The 19,342-nt window shown below is 46.0% G+C and carries 16 protein-coding genes, 1 other RNA gene and 1 other annotated feature; of the genes, 2 read left to right on the top strand and 15 right to left on the bottom strand.

The genetic code is table 11. The annotated features are described in order from the left end of the window. Nucleotides 1-2: 2 nt before the first annotated feature. The 4 genes from RIN81_RS09975 to cymR form a co-directional block, all read right to left on the bottom strand. A complete protein-coding gene (locus RIN81_RS09975) occupies nucleotides 3-659 on the bottom strand; it encodes a tetratricopeptide repeat protein (protein WP_309089737.1) in 657 nt (218 codons plus the stop codon). 69 nt (nucleotides 660-728) lie between these two features. Then, nucleotides 729-1,841, bottom strand: coding sequence for a tRNA 2-thiouridine(34) synthase MnmA (mnmA, locus tag RIN81_RS09970; protein ID WP_309089735.1), 1,113 nt, complete (start codon nucleotides 1,839-1,841; stop codon nucleotides 729-731). 15 nt (nucleotides 1,842-1,856) lie between these two features. Further along, the gene (locus tag RIN81_RS09965; RefSeq protein ID WP_309089733.1) at nucleotides 1,857-2,990 is read right to left on the bottom strand and encodes a cysteine desulfurase family protein; all 1,134 of its coding nucleotides are present in this window, start codon (nucleotides 2,988-2,990) and stop codon (nucleotides 1,857-1,859) included. A 12-nt stretch (nucleotides 2,991-3,002) separates the two neighbouring features. Continuing rightward, nucleotides 3,003-3,422, bottom strand: a complete 420-nt coding sequence (cymR, locus tag RIN81_RS09960) for a cysteine metabolism transcriptional regulator CymR (RefSeq protein ID WP_242233371.1) — start codon at nucleotides 3,420-3,422, stop codon at nucleotides 3,003-3,005. Nucleotides 3,423-3,544: 122 nt separating this feature from the next. Here cymR and RIN81_RS09955 point away from each other — a divergent pair, with 122 nt between their 5' ends. After that, a complete protein-coding gene (locus RIN81_RS09955) occupies nucleotides 3,545-4,819 on the top strand; it encodes a replication-associated recombination protein A (RefSeq protein WP_309089869.1) in 1,275 nt (424 codons plus the stop codon). 68 nt (nucleotides 4,820-4,887) lie between these two features. On the opposite strand, the gene RIN81_RS09950 is transcribed toward RIN81_RS09955, so the two are convergent. The 10 genes from RIN81_RS09950 to RIN81_RS09905 form a co-directional block, all read right to left on the bottom strand. Beyond that, nucleotides 4,888-6,135, bottom strand: coding sequence for an EAL and HDOD domain-containing protein (locus tag RIN81_RS09950; protein ID WP_309089731.1), 1,248 nt, complete (start codon nucleotides 6,133-6,135; stop codon nucleotides 4,888-4,890). 104 nt (nucleotides 6,136-6,239) lie between these two features. Beyond that, entirely contained in the window at nucleotides 6,240-7,001 is a 762-nt protein-coding gene (locus tag RIN81_RS09945) for a tRNA threonylcarbamoyladenosine dehydratase (RefSeq protein WP_309089729.1), read from the bottom strand. A gap of 39 nt (nucleotides 7,002-7,040) precedes the next feature. Beyond that, nucleotides 7,041-7,227: non-coding RNA, 6S RNA (ssrS, locus tag RIN81_RS09940), on the bottom strand. A gap of 91 nt (nucleotides 7,228-7,318) precedes the next feature. Next, nucleotides 7,319-9,091 carry an aspartate--tRNA ligase gene (gene aspS, locus RIN81_RS09935; RefSeq protein ID WP_309089726.1) on the bottom strand — a complete coding sequence of 591 codons (1,773 nt, stop codon included), beginning with the start codon at nucleotides 9,089-9,091 and terminating at the stop codon, nucleotides 7,319-7,321. Continuing rightward, nucleotides 9,092-10,369, bottom strand: a complete 1,278-nt coding sequence (gene hisS, locus RIN81_RS09930) for a histidine--tRNA ligase (protein WP_309089724.1) — start codon at nucleotides 10,367-10,369, stop codon at nucleotides 9,092-9,094. 57 nt (nucleotides 10,370-10,426) lie between these two features. Continuing rightward, nucleotides 10,427-10,637: a binding site (T-box leader), on the bottom strand. Between the two features lie 74 nt (nucleotides 10,638-10,711). After that, entirely contained in the window at nucleotides 10,712-11,155 is a 444-nt protein-coding gene (gene dtd, locus RIN81_RS09925) for a D-aminoacyl-tRNA deacylase (protein WP_309089722.1), read from the bottom strand. A 19-nt stretch (nucleotides 11,156-11,174) separates the two neighbouring features. Further along, entirely contained in the window at nucleotides 11,175-13,373 is a 2,199-nt protein-coding gene (locus RIN81_RS09920; RefSeq protein ID WP_309089720.1) for a RelA/SpoT family protein, read from the bottom strand. Between the two features lie 118 nt (nucleotides 13,374-13,491). Beyond that, complete coding sequence (locus tag RIN81_RS09915) at nucleotides 13,492-14,007, bottom strand: adenine phosphoribosyltransferase (protein ID WP_309089718.1); 516 nt, start codon at nucleotides 14,005-14,007, stop codon at nucleotides 13,492-13,494. Further along, nucleotides 14,004-16,340, bottom strand: a complete 2,337-nt coding sequence (gene recJ / locus RIN81_RS09910) for a single-stranded-DNA-specific exonuclease RecJ (RefSeq protein ID WP_309089716.1) — start codon at nucleotides 16,338-16,340, stop codon at nucleotides 14,004-14,006. Before recJ ends, RIN81_RS09915 begins: the two co-directional genes overlap by 4 nt. A 104-nt stretch (nucleotides 16,341-16,444) precedes the next feature. After that, the gene (locus RIN81_RS09905; RefSeq protein ID WP_309089714.1) at nucleotides 16,445-16,780 is read right to left on the bottom strand and encodes a LapA family protein; all 336 of its coding nucleotides are present in this window, start codon (nucleotides 16,778-16,780) and stop codon (nucleotides 16,445-16,447) included. Between the two features lie 127 nt (nucleotides 16,781-16,907). On the opposite strand from RIN81_RS09905, the gene RIN81_RS09900 reads away from it, so the two are divergent. Continuing rightward, a complete protein-coding gene (locus tag RIN81_RS09900) occupies nucleotides 16,908-17,951 on the top strand; it encodes a C45 family peptidase (RefSeq protein ID WP_309089712.1) in 1,044 nt (347 codons plus the stop codon). A 45-nt stretch (nucleotides 17,952-17,996) separates the two neighbouring features. Here RIN81_RS09900 and gltP read toward each other — a convergent pair whose 3' ends face one another. After that, complete coding sequence (gltP, locus tag RIN81_RS09895) at nucleotides 17,997-19,277, bottom strand: glutamate/aspartate:proton symporter GltP (protein ID WP_309089868.1); 1,281 nt, start codon at nucleotides 19,275-19,277, stop codon at nucleotides 17,997-17,999. Between the last annotated feature and the right edge of the window lie 65 nt (nucleotides 19,278-19,342).

The raw sequence follows: 19,342 nt of genomic DNA, 5'->3' as shown, positions 1-19,342 counted from the left end.
TTTTATTCTGCTTTTTCCAGCATTTTTTTGCCGTACCCTGCCAGCATGTGGTCCGGCTGAATCTCTAACGCCCGATCAAAAAATTGAGCTGCTTTGTCAGCCTGTTCGTAATGACCGGCATATAAAACACCGAGGTTATAAAAAGCATCGGCGTGCTCCGGGTCCTGCTCGACGACTTTTTGCATGTTTTTCTCTGCTTCTTCATACTGCTCTGTTTTTGCCAGAGCAAGCGCATATTGAAAGCGCGCTTCCACATCGTCTTCATCCAATTCCACCGCCCGCATTAAATACGGCAGCGCCATCACAGTTTGATCCAAATATAAAAAAGACAGCCCCAGCATAAAGTAAGCATCCGCTTCCTCCATTCCGCTCCGGATGGCCTTTTCAAAGCGCTGCACGGCTTCTTCAAAACGCTCATTCGTAAAATAAAAAGAGCCAAGCGCGTATTGAGCTGAACTCGAGTCAGGAGCGACCTCAACCGCTTTTTGATAAAATCTTAATGCCCGTTCCCCATCATTCATCTCAGCCAGTACATGGCCAAAATTAATATATGCAGCTGGTTCTTCCGGCTTTTCTTCAATTTGCTCGGTGAAAAGCTTAAGTGCTTCTTCCCATTTTCCTTCTTGTAACAATTCAATACCCTGCTGATTTTTATCCATGTGAAGCCTCCCAGTTTTTCTTTATTATAACAAAGAAAACCGCTCCACGTAGAGAGGAGCGGACTGCATTCAGCCGACATAATCGAGCTGTTTGTTTTCTTTATATACTTTATCAATTGTTCCGCCGCCAAGACAAACATCTCCATCATACAGTACAACCGCCTGACCCGGGGTAATGGCACGAACCGGTTCATCAAAAACGACCCGCGCTGTTCCGTCTCCGGTTTGTGTTACCGTCACGCCGGTATCTGCCTGGCGGTAACGGAATTTCGCTGTACAATGGAACGTCTCCGGCATTGGTTCTTTTGTTGTAAAGCCCACTTGCACAGCGTCAAGCGAATCGGAGTACAGGGATTCATGATGGAAGCCTTGTACAACATACAGTTCGTTTGTTTTTAAATTTTTCCCGCCAACAAACCATGGCTCACCGCTTCCGCCGATCCCAAGACCGTGCCGCTGTCCGATTGTATAGTACATGAGTCCGTCATGACGGCCCATTTTACGGCCATCGAATGTAACCATATCACCCGGCTGAGCAGGCAAATACTGACCTAAAAATTCTTTAAAATTGCGCTCGCCGATAAAACAAATACCAGTCGAGTCTTTTTTCGTCGCAGTGGCGAGTCCGGCTTCTGCTGCCAGCTCCCGCACCCGTTTTTTCTCAAGCTCTCCGATAGGGAACATTACTTTTTCCAACTGGCTTTGAGACAACTGGTTTAAAAAGTAGGTCTGATCCTTGTTATCATCCACACCGCGAAGCATTTTCACTTCACCCCCGGAACGGTCAATACGCGCGTAGTGGCCAGTTGCCAAGTAATCAGCCCCCAGCTTCATCGCATGATCAAGAAAAGCTTTAAATTTTATTTCTTTGTTGCACATCACGTCCGGATTAGGGGTCCGGCCCGCTTTATATTCATCTAAAAAGTAGGTAAATACTTTATCCCAGTACTGTTTTTCAAAGTTAACCGCGTAATACGGAATACCAATTTGGTTGCAGACGCGAATAACGTCCTCATAGTCTTCAGTCGCCGTGCAGACACCAAATTCGTCTGTATCATCCCAGTTTTTCATAAAAATGCCGACTACATCATACCCTTGTTCTTTTAATAAAAGCGCCGCTACCGAAGAATCAACGCCTCCTGACATACCGACGACAACACGGGTGTCTTTCGGTGCTTTCATTGCTTCATCCTCTTTCTATTGAAGCCGCTTCGCGATGTTCGCTGTTTCAAGAGCGGCTTGTTCAATTTGTTTCGTTGTATTATTAAACCCAAAGCTAAAGCGGATTGACGACCGAAGTTTAGGTGAATTCTCCCCAAACATCGCCGTTAAAACATGCGACGGCTCAATGGAACCAGCTGTACAAGCCGACCCGCTTGATGCGGCGATACCAGCCATATCCAGGTTCACCAAAAAAGCTTCTACATCTGTTTCGGGAAAAAACAAGTTTAGCACATGCGGCAGGGAATGTTCAACTTTGCCGTTTACTGAAAACGAAGCGCCCTGCTCGGAAAGTGTATCGATAAAAAGCTTTTTCATTTCCATATAACGGGCAGCTCGTTCTTCCCGTGTTTGTTCCGCGATTTTGGCGGCTTGCGCTATACCAGCAATGGCCGCTGTGTTTTCCGTTCCTGCACGGCGTTTACGCTCCTGCTCTCCTCCGTATAAAAGCGGCGCAAGCGCTATTCCCGGTTTAACATAAAGAGCGCCGATACCTTTTGGGCCGTTAATTTTATGTCCTGAGACGGAAAGAAAGTCGACGTTCAATTTTTGCACATTAATTGGCAGGATACCATATGCCTGGACAGCATCTGTGTGAAAAAGAGCGGAATGGCCCGAAAGCAGCTGTCCGATAGCCTCGATTGGCTGAAGAGCACCTGTTTCGTTGTTGCCAAACATGATAGAAACAAGAATGGTATCCTCCTGCAGCGCATCTTCTACTGCTGAAAGAGATACAATTCCTTCTTCATTCACAGGCAGATACGTTACTTCAAATCCTTCCCTCTCAAGTGCTTCACATGCATGCAAAACCGCGTGATGTTCAATAGTGGTAGTAATAATATGACCCGACCCTTTTGAACGCGCGGTACCCAAAATGGCCAGATTATCTGCTTCTGTACCGCTCCCCGTAAAAACGATATCGTTAAAGCCGGCATTTATCGTAGCAGCAATCACGGTTCTTGCTTCATCGACAATCCGGCGCGATTCCCGTCCAAACGAATGAATGCTTGATGGGTTTCCATAAGTTTCGGTTAAAACTTCTGCCATCGCTGCGGCCGCTTCTGGATGAACAGGCGACGTGGCTGCGTGGTCTAAATAAATTCGTTCCATATTGACACCTCGTTAAATGTAAAACATATATGCGTCAGATTCACCGGTTACGGTGTGATTCGCCAGGTCATCGAGTGTTGTATTTTCCAAAACACCCTTGATCGCTTCGCTAATCCGGATCCATAGCTCCCGTTTCGCCGGCTCTTCGTCTTCAATTCCCTCCACAAGCGTGATTGGACCTTCGAGCACCCGTATAATATCGCCTGCTGTAATGTCCTGCGGCTCGTGTCCAAGCACATAGCCGCCATAGGCGCCACGAATACTGCGGACAAACCCGGCATTGCGGAGCGGCGCAATCAGCTGCTCAAGGTAGTGTTCCGACAAATCATGGGCTCCAGCAATTACACGAAGAGAAGTTGGCCCATCACCGTGGCGCTTAGCCAATTCAATCATAATGGTCAGTCCGTATCTTCCTTTAGTTGAGATTCTCATTTATTTGTGCCTCATTTCTTTTTTAATCCAATGATCCCTACAGTATATCATTTTATAGGTACAAAAAACATGCCGGAATACTTGGGATATGATACAGTGAATCTACCAAATGAGAAAGAGGGATTCATATGAAGCCGCTCGCCTACCGAATGAGACCGCGTACCATTGATGAGGTAGCCGGACAGGAACACTTAACAGGTGAAGGCAAAATCATCAGACGAATGACTGAAGCCAAAAAATTATCTTCTATGATTTTATACGGTCCCCCTGGAACCGGCAAAACATCGATTGCCAGTGCCATTGCGGGCACAACACAGTATGCGTTTCGCATGCTTAATGCTGTTACCAGCAACAAAAAAGATATGGAAATTGTTGCTGCGGAAGCTAAAATGTCCGGGACCGTCATTTTGCTTTTAGACGAGGTTCACCGCCTTGATAAAGCCAAGCAGGATTATTTGCTGCCTTTTCTTGAAAACGGCATGATCATTTTAATCGGCGCAACAACAAGCAATCCGTATCATGCGATAAATCCGGCGACCCGAAGTCGCTGCCAGATTTTTGAAGTAAAGCCGCTCCAGCCCGATTCGGTCAAACGGCTGTTAAGGGAAGGGCTGCGAGACGAAGAGCGCGGGCTTGGCATGTTCAAAACGGAGATTACAGACGAAGCACTTTCTCATTTTGCCCAAGGTTCCGGCGGTGATGTACGCAGTTCATTAAACGCGCTTGAACTGGCTGTATCGTCCACCAAGCCGGATGCAGACGGGATCATTCGTATCTCGCTTGAAACAGCCGAAGAATGTCTTCAGCAAAAAAGTTTTGCCCATGATAAGGATGGCGATGCCCATTATGATGTTTTGAGCGCTTTCCAAAAATCAATCCGCGGCAGTGATGTGAATGCTGCACTTCATTATCTGGCCCGCTTGATTGAAGCTGGCGACCTTGTCAGCATCGCCCGGCGCCTTGTTGTGATTGCGTATGAGGATATCGGCCTTGCAAGCCCGCAGGCTGGTGAACGTACACTGGCCGCTGTCGAAGCGGCCGAACGGCTCGGATTCCCGGAAGCGCGCATCCCCCTTGCCAATGCAGTAGTGGAGCTTTGCTTATCGCCGAAATCCAATTCCGCTTACAAAGCGATTGATGCCGCACTGGCCGATGTGCGGGCTGGGCGGTCAGGTACAGTGCCTGACCATTTAAAAGACGCTCACTATAAAAGTGCGGCCAAACTGGGCCATGGAGTGGGCTATCAGTACCCGCATGATTTTGACGGCGGGTGGGTCGCACAGTCTTATCTGCCGGATACCTTAAAGCGCAAGCGTTATTTTGAACCGAAAGCAACCGGTAAATTCGAAAAGACATTGGCCGGTATATACGAAAAAATTGAAAAAAGCAAAACATAATATGCCGGTGTACAGGCAAACAAAAACACCAGCCTCTCTCTAGAGGAGCTGGTGTTTTCCATTTGCTATCAGTTCATTGCCTCACTGACCTGGCTCATTTCTCCCGCCCACTGCCGGGCCTCTTCATAAATCATTTTCACCGTTTGCGCATTCAGCCCAAGCTCTTGCGCTTTTGTTTCAATGACCTTCCAATCTACAATATCCATCCCGACCACAAGCTCTAAATAAGGAGTGATAGGCGTGATAGTTCCTCTTAACGTTTCATTTACCTGATCAGATAATGAAATTTGCGCTAAAATGTCTGAAATGGCGCAGCCAAGCAGTACATCCACGAGTGAAAACATACCTGCCAGAAAAAACTCAGCCGCATTCCCAGTTTGCGTCTCCTTAGCCAGCTCCTCACATGCTTTTGCGCGAAACAGCGCAGATTCCATTAATTCTTTTGTTGTGGCCGGCATGTCCTTTTGAATTTCCCGCAGAGCCAGCATATACAGCCATTTCGTCAGTTCAGTAAACCCAAGCATCATGATCGCTTGTTTAATAGATTTGATCTTGGCTCTTGTGCGCAATGCAGGTGAGTTGACCAGCTTTAATAAATGGTACGACAGTGACACATCCCGCTCAATCAGGCCAGTAATGTTTTCAATATCGATTTCCTCTTCCTGCAAAAGCCTAATCAAATGAAAATAAGTGACTGCATTGATCGGCAGATCTGCTGACTGAATCAGCTGCGGCTTCGCGAAAAAGTAGCCTTGAAACAGCTCATAACCTGCACTTTTTGCCCTCTCGAATTCTTCATGTGTCTCGACCTTTTCTGCCAGAAGCACAATATGCGGAAAATTATTTTTCACTTTTTGTTCGACGGCCAGCCGCTCAGCGGGTGTTGTATGTAAAAAATCTATCTTTATGTATGTAGTCAGGTTAAACAGCTCATTATACAGGTCCGTCTGCCCGCGCAGAATAAAATCATCTAAAGCAATTGAGTATCCTTTTCGTTTCAGCCGCCGAAGAACGTCAATTAACTGGGCTGTAATCGGAATATCCTCTAGCACTTCAATAATAACATGCTCCGGAGGAAAGTTTTCAGCTACTCTTTCTTTTAACAGCGTTTCTGTGAAGTTAATAAAACAAGGGTGCCCGTGTGCTATTTTTTCTACTCCAACCGTTACAAATGAATGAATTAACACTTCAATTGTTGCCTGATCCGGAGACACATCCGGAAAAGTATTGGCTTCGCTGTTTCGGTACAGCAGTTCATAACCAAATACGTGCTCATGAACGTTGAAAATGGGCTGGCGGGCCATAAATAAATTCATCTTTTTGCACTCCGATCGTTATTAATCTATGGTATTATAGCAAAATATAGATAAAAAGTCCCTTTTTCATGCAAAAAAAGTCATCCTTGGAAAAGGATGACTTTTTAGTCGTTTACACGGGTGATTTTCACATCTTTTAAAATATCGCGAACAACATAGCTTGCTGCGATTAAGCCCGCAACAGATGGAACAAAAGCGTTTGAAGCGGGAGGCATTTTCGCTTTGCGAATTTCCGCCTCATCGTTGCCGACGACCTGACGTACATCTTCCCGGATCACAATTGGGCTTTCATCCGAGAAAATAACGGGAATGCCTTTTCGAATGCCTTCTTTGCGCAGGCGCGTCCGAATCACCTTTGCAATAGGATCCGTATGGGTTTTAGAAATATCGGCAATGGTAAACCGTGTCGGGTCTAACTTATTCGCCGCCCCCATGCTGGAGATAATCGGAATATTTCGGTTTAAACATTCTTTCATTAAGTGAATTTTGTAAGAGATCGTATCGGACGCATCTACAACGTAATCGAGTCCGTAGCTGAAAAACTGCTCATATGTTTCTTCTGTATAAAACATTTTCAGTGCAATCACTTCACATTCAGGATTGATATCCGCAATCCGGTCTTTCATCAAATCCGCTTTTGGCTGTCCGACTGTTGATAAAAGTGCCGGCAGCTGGCGATTAATATTTGTAATATCGATTACATCTTTATCAACCAAAATTAAGCGGCCGACTCCCGAACGGGCAAGTGCTTCCGCTGCAAATGAGCCCACTCCGCCAATGCCCAAAACGGCAACGGTTGCATTTTTTAATAGGTCAAGCCCTTCTTTTCCGAAGGCAAGTTCATTACGGGAAAATTGGTGAAGCATTTAAACGATCACTCCTGTTTTTAAGCATAAAAAAAGACGGCGAATCCCAATCGTGCCGTCGTCGTAATAACATATGTTTTGAACCCGCTCTACAGCAGGTGGGTGCCCTGTTCTGGGCGTTGCAAGTCCCCGCAAAGGGCATGTGCGCTGTCCAAAAACTCAGACTCCCTAACATATAGTGTTCGGTCAAAACAGAATGTGTAACTAACGTACACATCAGGATCCGCCTCATTGGAATCATATTATCATACGTTTTTTTGAAAATCAACTAATGATTACTGTTAATTTATCAGAAGATTAAAAACACTACTTTTTTCTTATTTCGCTGTTTGGCTGATACGCAGATGCAGCTCTTCAAGCTGGGCATTGGACACTTCACCCGGCGCATCTGTTAATACGTCTGCTGCACTTGCTGTTTTCGGGAAAGCAATGGTATCACGCAGATTTGTACGGCCGGCAAGAAGCATAACCAAACGGTCTAAGCCAAGCGCAATACCGCCGTGTGGAGGCGTACCATATTCAAATGCATCCAAAAGGAAGCCGAACTGTTCTTTCGCCTGCTCTTCTGTGAAACCAAGCAGCTTGAACATTTTTTCCTGCACATCACGTTCGAAAATACGAATCGAGCCGCCGCCGAGTTCATAGCCGTTTAACACTATGTCATAGGCTTGTGCACGTACCGCGCCCGGGTCTGATTCCATTTTCTCGATATCTTCACGGAATGGCATTGTAAATGGATGGTGCGCTGCGTAGTAACGTCCTTCTTCTTCGTCATACTCGAGCAGCGGCCAGTCTGTTACCCAAAGGAAATTGTACTTAGATTCATCGATCATGCCAAGCTCTTTACCAAGTTTTAAGCGAAGCGCACCTAATGCATCGGCTACAACCTGCTTTTTGTCTGCGACGAACATGATTAAATCGCCTGTTTTTGCTCCGGCTGTTTGCAGCATCTTCGCTTGTTCTTCGTCCGTGAAGAACTTAATAATTGGACCTTTTATGCCATCTTCTTCGACTTTCAGCCAAGCAAGGCCTTTCGCACCATAAATCGCTGCAAACTCTGTTAGATGATCAATATCTTTACGAGAATACTTTTCAGCACCGCCCGGTACACAAAGCGCTTTAACTTGTCCGCCTGACTCGACAACCTGCGCGAATACTTTAAATCCAGATCCGCGAACTACATCGGCCATATCGATCAATTCAAGACCAAAGCGTGTATCCGGCTTGTCAGAACCAAAACGGTTCATCGCGTCTTCATATGTCATGCGTTCAAAAGATCCATTGATGTCGAGGTTTTTCACGCGCTTCATCACTTTTTTCAGCATTTCTTCTGTCATTTGCATGATGTCTTCCTGACTCATAAAGCTTGTTTCAATATCGACTTGTGTGAATTCAGGCTGACGGTCTGCACGCAAATCTTCATCACGGAAGCAGCGGGCAATTTGATAGTAACGGTCTACACCAGACACCATAAGCAGCTGTTTGAAAATTTGCGGTGACTGTGGCAGCGCGTAAAACTCGCCTGGGTGAACACGGCTTGGAACCAGATAATCACGTGCGCCTTCCGGTGTTGATTTTGTTAAAATCGGTGTTTCCACATCAAGAAAACGATTTTCGTCTAAATAATCACGAATCGTTTTTGTTACATCGCTGCGCATTTTCAGTGTTTCAAACATCACTGGACGGCGAAGATCCATGTAACGATACTTTAAGCGGACGTCTTCGTTTACTTCTGTTCCGTCTTCAATCATGAACGGCGGTGTTTTCGCTTCGCTCAGTACGTTGATTTCCGTTACGTGTACTTCAATCGTACCAGTCGGGATGTTTTCATTTACGGTTTCCGCGTCACGCTTTACAATTGTCCCTTTGACATCAAGTACATATTCATTGCGGACTTTTTCTGCCACAGCAAGTGCTTCTGCTGAAATTTCCGGGTTAAACACGATTTGCATGATGCCTGTACGGTCGCGCAAATCAATAAAAATGACGCTCCCAAGGTCACGGCGGCGCTGCACCCAACCTTTTAATGATACTTCTTTTCCAATATGTTCTTCGGTCATTTCACCGTTATAAAACGTGCGTCCAAACATTTACTTCGCCTCCATTTTTGTTTTAATATAACCAGCCAGCGTATCCAGTGACACCTGTTCCTGGGAACCTGCTGCCATGTCTTTGACGGTAATCCGGTTTTCCGCCAGTTCATTTTCGCCCAAAATCGCTGTAAAGCGGGCATGTTGACGGTCAGATGCTTTAAGCTGAGCTTTCATTTTCCGGTCCTGATAATCACGGTCTGCTGAAAGACCCGCTGTACGCAGCTCATGAACAAGCGAGACGGACCGGTCTTTCGCTGCATCTCCAAGCGCTACTACAAAACAGTCAATTCCTTGATCGATCGGCCATTCTACGCCTTCTGCCTCCATCGCGGCAATAAACCGCTCAATACTGAAAGCAAAGCCGATTCCCGGTGATTCCGGACCGCCAAGCTGCTGGACAAGACCGTTGTAGCGTCCTCCTCCGCACAGCGTCGTGATGGCCCCGAAGCCCTCTGCCTCGCTCATCACTTCAAAAGCTGTGTGGTTGTAGTAATCAAGCCCGCGGACGAGCTTTGGATCTACGGTATATGAAATGCCAATTGCATCTAAATAGTCGGTTACTTTCTCAAAGTACGCTTTTGATTCCCCGTTTAAGTAGTCCAGAATAGAAGGTGCTGTCTGCATCAGCTCATGATTCCGGTCTTTTTTGCAATCTAAAATCCGGAGCGGATTTTGCTGCAAACGCGTCTGGCAGTCGCTGCAGAATTCCTCAATACACGGCTCGAAATGACCGATGAGCGCTTCCCGGTGTGCATTTCGGCTGTCAGCATCGCCAAGAGAATTAATGACGAGATTTAACTTTTGAAGCCCTGCTGCTTTGTAAATATCCATTACTAGTGCAATCACTTCCGCGTCAATTGCCGGATCTTCGCTGCCAATCGCTTCTACACCAAACTGGACAAACTGGCGGTAGCGGCCCGCCTGAGGGCGTTCATACCGGAACATCGGGCCTGTGTAAAACAGCTTGACCGGCTGATCCGGGTGGCCAAACATTTTGTTTTCCACAAATGAACGGACAACCGCGGCTGTTCCTTCTGGGCGAAGGGTTAAACTGCGCTCTCCTCTGTCTTCGAACGTGTACATTTCTTTTTGAACGATATCGGTTGTATCGCCGACGCTGCGCTTGAACAATTCGGTATGCTCAAAAATCGGTGTGCGAATTTCTTTATAGTGATAACGGCGGCAGACGTCTTTAGCAATGGATTCTATGTACTGCCATTTTTCTGACTGTCCTGGCAAAATATCCTGCGTACCACGTGGAATATTCACTGACATGGTCGTTCCTCCTTTATTTGTAAAAGCACATAAAAAAACCTCCATCCCTGCACTGCGCGCAGGGACGGAAGTTTTCCGCGGTACCACCCTCGTTAAAGCCGAAGCTTTCCCTTTTTTGATAACGCAATACGCGGTTTTTCCTACTATTGTTTCAGAAAAACGCCTCAGAAGTGTCTGTTCATGAAGGTGCACCGTAAATGCTCTCAGTCGCGGCATTTTTCTCTGTCCGGGCACGGGCTTCACTACTTTTCTTCGTCTATGGCTTTTCATATGTTCTTTTATGATGGACTGGATATCCAGCCGATGAAAAGATTATAAAAAACTTTTCTCCTGATTTCAACCTTAATCTTTTGTATCAAGAATTAAGGTAACCGGACCGTCGTTCACAAGCGACACATCCATCATGGCGCCAAACACACCTGTTTCCACCTGTACACCTTTTTCGCGGATGAGGCGGTTAAAGGTATCATATAGCCCTTCTGCCTGGACACCGGATGCTGCCTTCATGAAATTCGGACGCCGCCCTTTTTTGCAGTCACCGTACAAGGTAAACTGGGAAACCGATAAAATCGATCCGCCCCGCTCAAGCAGTGATTCATTCATTTTTCCCGACTCATCTTCAAAAATACGCAGATGCACAATTTTTTCGGCGAGCCAGGCTGCATCCTGCTCCGTATCCTCATGTGTCACACCGACTAGAAGGACAAGGCCTGAGTCAATGGCCCCTTTGATTGCTCCGTCCACCGTCACGCTTGCTTGTTTGCTTCTTTGTAAAACCACTCTCATTCTTCTACACCTGCCAACGTTAATTCATAATGCGGCGGACTGCATAAATGTCCGGAATTTGTTTAACCCGTTCCACCACTTTTTGCAGGTGATTCACATTACGAATAAAAATAGACATATCGATTTTGGCCATTTTATTTCGGTCTGAACGTCCAGATACCGCGGAAATATTTGTTTTTGTTTCACTGACTACGTGTAGCACTTCATTTAAGAGACCTTGACGGTCGTAGCCGGAAATCTCAATATCAACCAAATACTCTTTTTGATTTGCACCGCCTGACTCCCACTCAACCGGGATCAAGCGATTTTCTGCATCGTCATCCGCCGTCACGTTCGGACAGTCTTCTCGGTGAACAGAGACACCGCGCCCTTTTGTAATATAGCCGACGATATCGTCACCCGGTACAGGGTTACAGCAGCGGGACAGCCGAATCAGCAAGTTGTCGATGCCTTTAACCGTAACACCGGCATTTTTCTTTTGAGCGGCTGGATTTGGCGGCGTTTTAATTTCCTTCACCACTTCACTCAGCGCCGCTTCCTGATCACGCTGCTTGCGAAGCTTTTCAGTCAGCCGGTTGGCTACTTGAAGAGCGGTGACTCCGTTATAACCGACTGCTGCATACATGTCTTCTTCATTCAAGAAGTTGAACTTTTCCGCCACGCGCTTTAAGTTCTGCTGCGTCAACACTTCTTTTATATCGAATTCCATATTTTTAATTTCATTCTCGACCATTTCCTGGCCTTTTTCCACGTTTTCTTCACGATTTTGCTTTTTGAAGAATTGGCGGATTTTGTTTTTCGCCTGCGACGTCTGCGCCATTTTGATCCAGTCTTTACTCGGGCCGTATGAATGCTTTGACGTCAAAATTTCTAAAATATCGCCTGTTTTTAATTTATAATCAAGCGTAACCATCTTCCCATTTACTTTTGCGCCAATGGTTTTATTGCCGATTTCCGAGTGAATACGGTAGGCGAAATCAATCGGGACAGAACCGGCCGGCAGCTCCAGCACATCACCTTTTGGCGTAAACACAAACACCATATCCGAAAATAAATCGAGCTTTAATGATTCCATAAACTCTTCTGCATCCTGCGATTCATTTTGGAAATCCAAAATTTCACGAAACCATGTCATTTTCTTTTCAAACGAAGCATTTTCGTCTACCGTTCGCCCTTCTTTATAGGCCCAGTGCGCCGCAACCCCGTACTCGGCAATTCGGTGCATCTCTTCTGTGCGAATCTGCACTTCAAGCGGATCGCCTTTCGGGCCGATAACTGTCGTGTGAAGAGACTGGTACATGTTCGTTTTTGGCATCGCTATATAGTCTTTAAAACGTCCTGGCATTGGTTTCCAGCATGTATGAATAATGCCGAGCGCTGCATAACAGTCTTTGATGCTGTCCACGACAATACGAACCGCTAATAAGTCGTAAATTTCATTAAACTGCTTGTGCTGCATGGCCATTTTTCGATAAATACTATAAATATGTTTAGGACGGCCGGAAATTTCCGCGCTGATATCCATCTCATCGAGCCGTGTTCTCATTAAATCAATGACGTCATCTAAATACTGTTCCCGCTCCTCGCGCTTACGTTTCATCAAGTTGACAATCCGGTAATACTGCTGTGGATTTAAATAACGAAGTGCTGTATCTTCCAGCTCCCATTTAATCTTCGACATTCCAAGACGATGGGCAAGAGGCGCAAAAATTTCCAGCGTTTCGTTGGAAATACGGCGCTGCTTTTCCTGCGGCAGGTGTTTCAACGTTCTCATATTGTGCAGACGGTCTGCCAGCTTGATTAAAATCACACGAATATCCTGTGCCATTGCGACAAACATTTTCCGGTGATTCTCCGCCTGCTGTTCTTCTTTTGACTTATATTTAATTTTCCCAAGCTTTGTGACACCGTCTACCAGCATTGCTACTTCCGCATTAAATTCATTCGCCAAATCCTGCAGTGTCACATCCGTGTCTTCTACCACATCATGCAGAAAACCGGATGCGACCGTTGCCGGGTCCATTTCAAGATCAGCCAATATGCCCGCAACCTGGATAGGATGAATGATGTACGGCTCGCCCGATTTACGAAACTGGTGCTTATGCGCTTCTTTTGCGTACTCAAACGCACGCCGGACAAATCCGACATGCTCTTCGTTCAGGTAGGCACGGGTCCGGTCGATGACCTGGTCGGCGGTTAATATCTGGTCTTTCGCCATATGTTTTGTTCACCTTCGCCCTTTCCGAAAAAAACTGATTGTTCTTATTATCGAAAAAAAAGTGCAGGATGTAAAGTCATCCTGCACTTTTTTTGTGAATTAGGCGATTTTTGTCGAATCAGTCGTACGGAATGATGGTTAATATATCATATCCGTCCAATTTTTCGCGCCCGTTCAAGTAATTTAATTCAATTAAAAATGCAATACCTACTACAATACCGCCAAGCTGCTCTACAAGCTTGATTGTCGCTTCAATCGTACCGCCTGTTGCCAGCAGGTCATCTGTAATAAGAACACGCTGACCCGGCTTAACAGCGTCTTTATGGATCGTCAGCACGTCTTTTCCATACTCAAGCCCATATTGTACTTTGATCGTCTCACGCGGCAGCTTGCCTTCTTTACGGACGGGCGCAAAGCCAACACCAAGAGAGTAGGCAACCGGGCAGCCTACAATAAAGCCACGCGCTTCCGGACCTACAATTAAATCTACTTGTTTCTCTTTTGCATACGTGACAATTTGATCCGTTGCATAACGGAATGCCTCGCCATTGTCCATAAGTGGTGTGATATCTTTAAACTGAATGCCCGGCTTTGGCCAATCCGGCACAATTTTAATATACTCTTTTAAATTCATGTTAATCGTTCCTCCCAGTGTCTAGCGGGTTGCTTCATCCATTCATCCAGAATCATTTTTAATTCACGGTAGGATGAGTACAGCAGCTTTTGTTCAAGGTTAAATTGCGTCTGCTTTCGTATGTAGGCAGGCGACTCGCTCAAATCACGCTTGTCCGCTTCTCTTTGCACTTCAATCTTTCCATTCTCTAGTTTAACAAATCCAAGCTCTAAAAACACGTTTGACATAAAACGAACAGCAGCATAAGACCAGCCCTGCTTTTTTGCCAGCAGCTCGCCATGCTGTTTCACGTCAAATGAGCCTCTTTTCAATAAAAACGCGTAGTACCATTTGAAATGATCCCGTGTTGGCATCGAACTGAAGAAATGATTCTCCTGCGTGCTGAAATGGGCATAAATACGTGCCGGCGACTTTCCACCTAGGAGTGACTTGATCACTTCTTCCCTTTCCGGCAAATCTAACAGTACTACATTTTTGCCATCCATTTCAACGGCTTGGGCATCCTGTTCGTTTTGAACAAATACGACATTAGGATCCCCTGATGCACGGCTGAAGGACACAGCGACCTTTACATCGGGTACGTTCTTGTACCAGCTTGAAATATTTCTTCCGCCGCGCATATCAAACAGCTGGCATTCGTCCACTCGAAGGTCGCGAAGCATAAGCTGCGGGCGGCGCATATTATTCCATTCATTAATAGACAGTTCGCCAATCACCGAAATGTCTGATGTTTTCGCTATTTGATCGACGTACTCTCCCATGCCAAAACCGACTCCGTCAATAGTCTGTCCGTTTTGTTCAAACGCTGCTTTTAAGTGCGTTTGGTTGGCGCCAATCTTTTTCATCGAAGCAATTTTAGTATCCCGGATCACAAAAAGCGGTTTTGGGTTGTTCATGCCAAACGGCGCCAGCTTATTCAGCTCCTCAATCCCCTGCACTGTAATATCAGACACCGAGGCCTGCGCATCGACTTGAACAATCGGCGTAAAATCCTCTTCCGTAAGTGTATCCTTAGCGATACGAACCATACGTCTGCGCAGCTCATCTACATCATGAATCGACAGGGTCATGCCGGCAGCCATTGGATGACCGCCGAAATGTGGCAAAATATCCCTGCACGTTGACAGGCTTTGAAACAAATCAAAGCCTTTAATACTTCTCGCTGAGCCTTTCGCAATGCCTTTCTCAGAATCAAAACCAAGCACGATAGCCGGCCGATAAAATGTGTCAGTCAAACGGGACGCAACAATTCCGACAACGCCGGGATTCCACCCTTCCTTGCCTACCACAATGACCGGGTACTCATCCGATGGAAACTCCTGGTTTACCATGTCAATTGCTTCTTTTGCCATGTCGTTGACGATAGACTGCCGTTGTTTATTCATCGCGTCGATTTCTTCTGCAAGCATCATCGCTTCTTCTATGTCTTCCGTTAACATTAATTCTGCAGCAGGGCCCGCATCATCAAGGCGGCCGGCTGCATTAATACGCGGTCCGATCATAAATCCAACCGTTTCTTCATCAATAGATGACTGCTCTGTGCCGGTCTGTTTGCAAAGCGCGACAATACCCGGCCGCTCTGTCTGGCGCAGGGCGGATAGACCTTTTTTGGCAATAAGCCGGTTCTCTCCGTACAGCGGCACCAGGTCGGCAATGGTGCCAATCGCAGCCAAATCAAGCAGATGTTCCGGCACTTTCCCATATAACGCATGTGCCACCTTCAGCGCCACCCCTGCACCGGCAAGATATCCAAATGGATACGTGCCCTCTGGATGCTTCGGGTGGATAATCGCTAATGCCTCCGGCAGTACAGGCCCGGGTTCGTGGTGATCGGTAATAATTAAGTCAATGCCAATCTCCTTGGCTACCTGTGCTTCATGAACGCCTGAAATTCCGGTATCAACCGTAATAATTAAACCAAAGCCACTTTCTTTCGCATGACGAAAAGCCGGCTCATTCGGACCATAGCCTTCAGTGAACCGGTTCGGAATATAATAATCAGCGAGAACACCATAATCGCGAAGCGCTGTTAAAAGCAGCGACGTACTGCTGACACCGTCAGCGTCATAGTCACCAAAAACAAGGACAGCTTCTTCCCGCTCTTTCGCCTGACGAATGCGGTCGATTGCTTTGTTCATATCTTTTAACAAAAAAGGATCGTGAAAAGCGACACCTTCATCAAACAAAAATGCACGTGCTTCTTCTTTTTCTGTGATTCCCCGTCCCAATAAAAGCGATGCAGCGAGAGGGCTTGTTCCAACTTCCTCCGCAAACGCTTCACTTTTTTTGCGGTCCACTTCTTTCAAGGACCAGCGCATTTTTGGTTTCAGCATAATTTCACCCCATAACGTACTTATTATACGGGTCAATTGAACAAATGACAATATGATTCAAAAGAAGAGAGCTGAGTGGATTTCACTCAGCTCCCCTTTTTCTTTTATGAATCACCGTCCGGCGCCAGCCGGGTTGACGTAGCAGCGGGTGTTCTCTGCTCCCGGTGCTCAAGCTTTAATTCGTGCAATTCTTTTTTTAGCTGATCATTTTGCCGGACCAGCTCCTTACGCTGCCGCTTAAGCGCCAATGTACGAAACAAACTAAACATAAAGATAGCGAGTCCGCCAAGCAGCACAGAAAACAAAATAACAAGAATAAGCGGCCATTGTGCAGAACCAAATAGGTAATTTACCGTTACCGGATTTACATTAATGACAGCAAAAACAGCGATAACAAGTGCAAAAATCAATCCTAAAATAAGAGCTGTTTGTGTTTTCATCTTTTCCCCTCCCTACATGTCCTTACTTTTCCTTTTTCGAATTCACTTCAAACATCGGCCGGCCGTTTCTCTCTTGAATTCTTTTTCCAAAACAGGCACGATAAGAGAAAAAGAAAGCAGGAGTAGCATGCAGCGTTTTTATATCGACATTCTCCAAGGAAGAGGGAGTTATTATGAGCTCGGGCTGCTTGCCGGCGAAAAATTAAAGGAATCGCCGCTTTTTGCGGCTCATCAAAAACGGCGCCAAAAGTCTCTTCGTTCTTATGATATTGATTTCAAAAAGGTAAAAGCCTACTTTCAATCCTTTCTTCCTCTTATATGGGAAGAGCTTGAGGGCCTTGCAGAGTCCCTTGGCTGGTCTTTATATGAGGTGGTTCACGAATACAGCGGTTTTCAAGCCGATGATGTAAACAGCGGCTGTTCTGCCCTGATGAACAATGGCGTTTTCGCAAGAAACTATGATTATCACCCGAAAACCTATGAAGGCAGACTTTTATTGTGGCAGCCTGATCACGGCTACGCTTCAGTCGGTATAAGCGGCAGGATGATTGGGCGTATTGACGGCATGAATGAAAAAGGGCTTGTGATTGGCTTTCACTTTGTAAACCGGCGCCGTGCTGAAGATGGATTTACTTGCAGTGTTATCGCTCGCATGGTGCTGGACTCGTGTGCGACAACAGACCAGGCGATCGACCTGCTTCGTTCTATTCCGCATCGCCATGCATTTAATTACTCTCTTTACGATGCCTCCATGCATAGTGCAGTTGTCGAAGCGTCACCACGAGGGGTACAAGTGCACAAGCAAGCTGCAGCGTGCGCGAATCATTTTCTCTCGGACACCTTATCGTCCGAAAACCGCCACCATACAGCTGAGTCTAAAGAACGGCTGCAGACGCTGCAGCACTTTTCTGAAACCTCACAAAGCTCCATTGAACGATACATGCTTTTTAACGACCCCGCTTATGGGGTTTTCAAAAAGAAATACGCCAGCTGGGCGGGAACACTTCATACAACCGTATATGAACCGGCTTCTCTCCGGATGCTTCTTGGCGTCGGCGAAAGCGCCCATCCTCTTCCCATTGACTTCGGCCGCTGGCTGGCTGGAGAGCGGCTTCCCATTACCCGTTTGTTTGGAAAAATTGATTCGAAGGAGTCGTTTTTGCATATGTAATGAGCGCATAAAAAAAGACAGGCTTTTTCAGCCTGTCTTTTCTTATTATGCAGATTTTGATTGCTGCATTTGACGCACTTCCTCGAGGTATTGTCTCCCTTTCACTTCATTGTACTGTCCTTCCCATTTAGACATTACAATAGCAGCAAGAGAGTTACCTACAACGTTAACCACTGTACGGGCCATGTCCATGATCCGGTCAATTCCCGCGATGAATGCCAAGCCTTCAACCGGGATTCCCACGCTTCCAAGTGTAGCAAGAAGCACGACGAAGGAAACACCTGGAACTCCTGCAATCCCTTTAGAAGTAACCATTAACACAAGTACAAGTGAGATTTGTTCTGCCATCGACAAGTCGATTCCATACATTTGCGCGATAAACAAAGCTGCAATCGCTTGGTAAAGGGTAGATCCATCAAGGTTGAATGAATAACCCGTTGGAATAACGAATGAAACGATTGCTTTCGGGCAGCCGAACTTCTCCATTTTTTCAATTAGTTTCGGCAGCACCGTCTCCGAACTTGACGTTGTATACGCAAGAATCATTTCGTCTTTTAAAATTCTAAATACGTTAAAAATGTTTACTCCAGCGATTTTCGCTGTAATTCCCAATACAACAAGGATAAAGAAAATCATTGACACGTATACAAGAATAACCAGTTTGCTTAGCGGGATCAGTGACTCAACCCCGAATTTAGATACGGTTACACCAATCAAGGCAAATACACCAAACGGTGCAAATTTCATGATTTGGTTTGTAATATAAAACATTGCTTCTGCCGTTCCCTGGAAAAATTGCAGAACCGGCTTTCCTTTTTCACCGATTGCGGCAATACCAAGACCAAATACAACAGAGAAAAAGATGATGGCCAGCATATCACCCTCTGCAAGAGACGTGAATAAGTTTGACGGCACAATATTAACAAACGTTTCCGCAAACCCATGGCTGGATGTTTCTTCTGTTGTGTCTACGTAGCTGCTGATATCGGTTTTATCCAAATTGGACATATCAACTCCAGCACCCGGCTGAAAAATATTGGCGGCAGCAAGACCAACCAAAATTGCGATTGTTGTAATAATTTCAAAGTAAAGAATGGTTTTACCGCCCAGTCTTCCAAGCTTTTTCGTATCGCCAACACCGGCTACCCCGACAATAATGCTGGAAATGACAATCGGAATAACAATCATTTTAATGAGACGCAGAAAAATGTCGCCAATTGGCTGCAGATACGTGGCAACATGCGGGTTTCCATAAAACATGGCTCCGACTGCTATACCAAGAATTAAACCAATTAAAATCTGCCATGCTAAACCTATTTTTTTCATTTCATCAATCCCCTTCCCCTTCTTCATCATCCATCGCTGCATTCAGCTGTCCGCCAAATACGGCT

This window comes from Domibacillus sp., from assembly GCF_031181085.1.
Taxonomy (GTDB): domain Bacteria; phylum Bacillota; class Bacilli; order Bacillales; family Domibacillaceae; genus Domibacillus.
Note: the sequence above shows the minus strand (reverse complement) of the source record. Positions and strands in the feature narration are given on the sequence as shown.

Coding starts and splice junctions, on each gene's coding strand:
- mnmA (WP_309089735.1), bottom strand. CDS start 1,841: ATGAAAGCACCGAAAGACACCCGTGTTGTCGTCGGTATGTCAGGAGGC.
- RIN81_RS09965 (WP_309089733.1), bottom strand. CDS start 2,990: ATGGAACGAATTTATTTAGACCACGCAGCCACGTCGCCTGTTCATCCA.
- aspS (WP_309089726.1), bottom strand. CDS start 9,091: ATGTTTGGACGCACGTTTTATAACGGTGAAATGACCGAAGAACATATT.
- RIN81_RS09920 (WP_309089720.1), bottom strand. CDS start 13,373: ATGGCGAAAGACCAGATATTAACCGCCGACCAGGTCATCGACCGGACC.
- RIN81_RS09975 (WP_309089737.1), bottom strand. CDS start 659: ATGGATAAAAATCAGCAGGGTATTGAATTGTTACAAGAAGGAAAATGG.
- RIN81_RS09915 (WP_309089718.1), bottom strand. CDS start 14,007: ATGAATTTAAAAGAGTATATTAAAATTGTGCCGGATTGGCCAAAGCCG.
- cymR (WP_242233371.1), bottom strand. CDS start 3,422: ATGAGAATCTCAACTAAAGGAAGATACGGACTGACCATTATGATTGAA.
- RIN81_RS09900 (WP_309089712.1), top strand. CDS start 16,908: ATGCAGCGTTTTTATATCGACATTCTCCAAGGAAGAGGGAGTTATTAT.
- RIN81_RS09905 (WP_309089714.1), bottom strand. CDS start 16,780: ATGAAAACACAAACAGCTCTTATTTTAGGATTGATTTTTGCACTTGTT.
- hisS (WP_309089724.1), bottom strand. CDS start 10,369: ATGTCAGTGAATATTCCACGTGGTACGCAGGATATTTTGCCAGGACAG.
- gltP (WP_309089868.1), bottom strand. CDS start 19,277: ATGAAAAAAATAGGTTTAGCATGGCAGATTTTAATTGGTTTAATTCTT.
- RIN81_RS09945 (WP_309089729.1), bottom strand. CDS start 7,001: ATGCTTCACCAATTTTCCCGTAATGAACTTGCCTTCGGAAAAGAAGGG.
- recJ (WP_309089716.1), bottom strand. CDS start 16,340: ATGCTGAAACCAAAAATGCGCTGGTCCTTGAAAGAAGTGGACCGCAAA.
- RIN81_RS09950 (WP_309089731.1), bottom strand. CDS start 6,135: ATGAATTTATTTATGGCCCGCCAGCCCATTTTCAACGTTCATGAGCAC.
- dtd (WP_309089722.1), bottom strand. CDS start 11,155: ATGAGAGTGGTTTTACAAAGAAGCAAACAAGCAAGCGTGACGGTGGAC.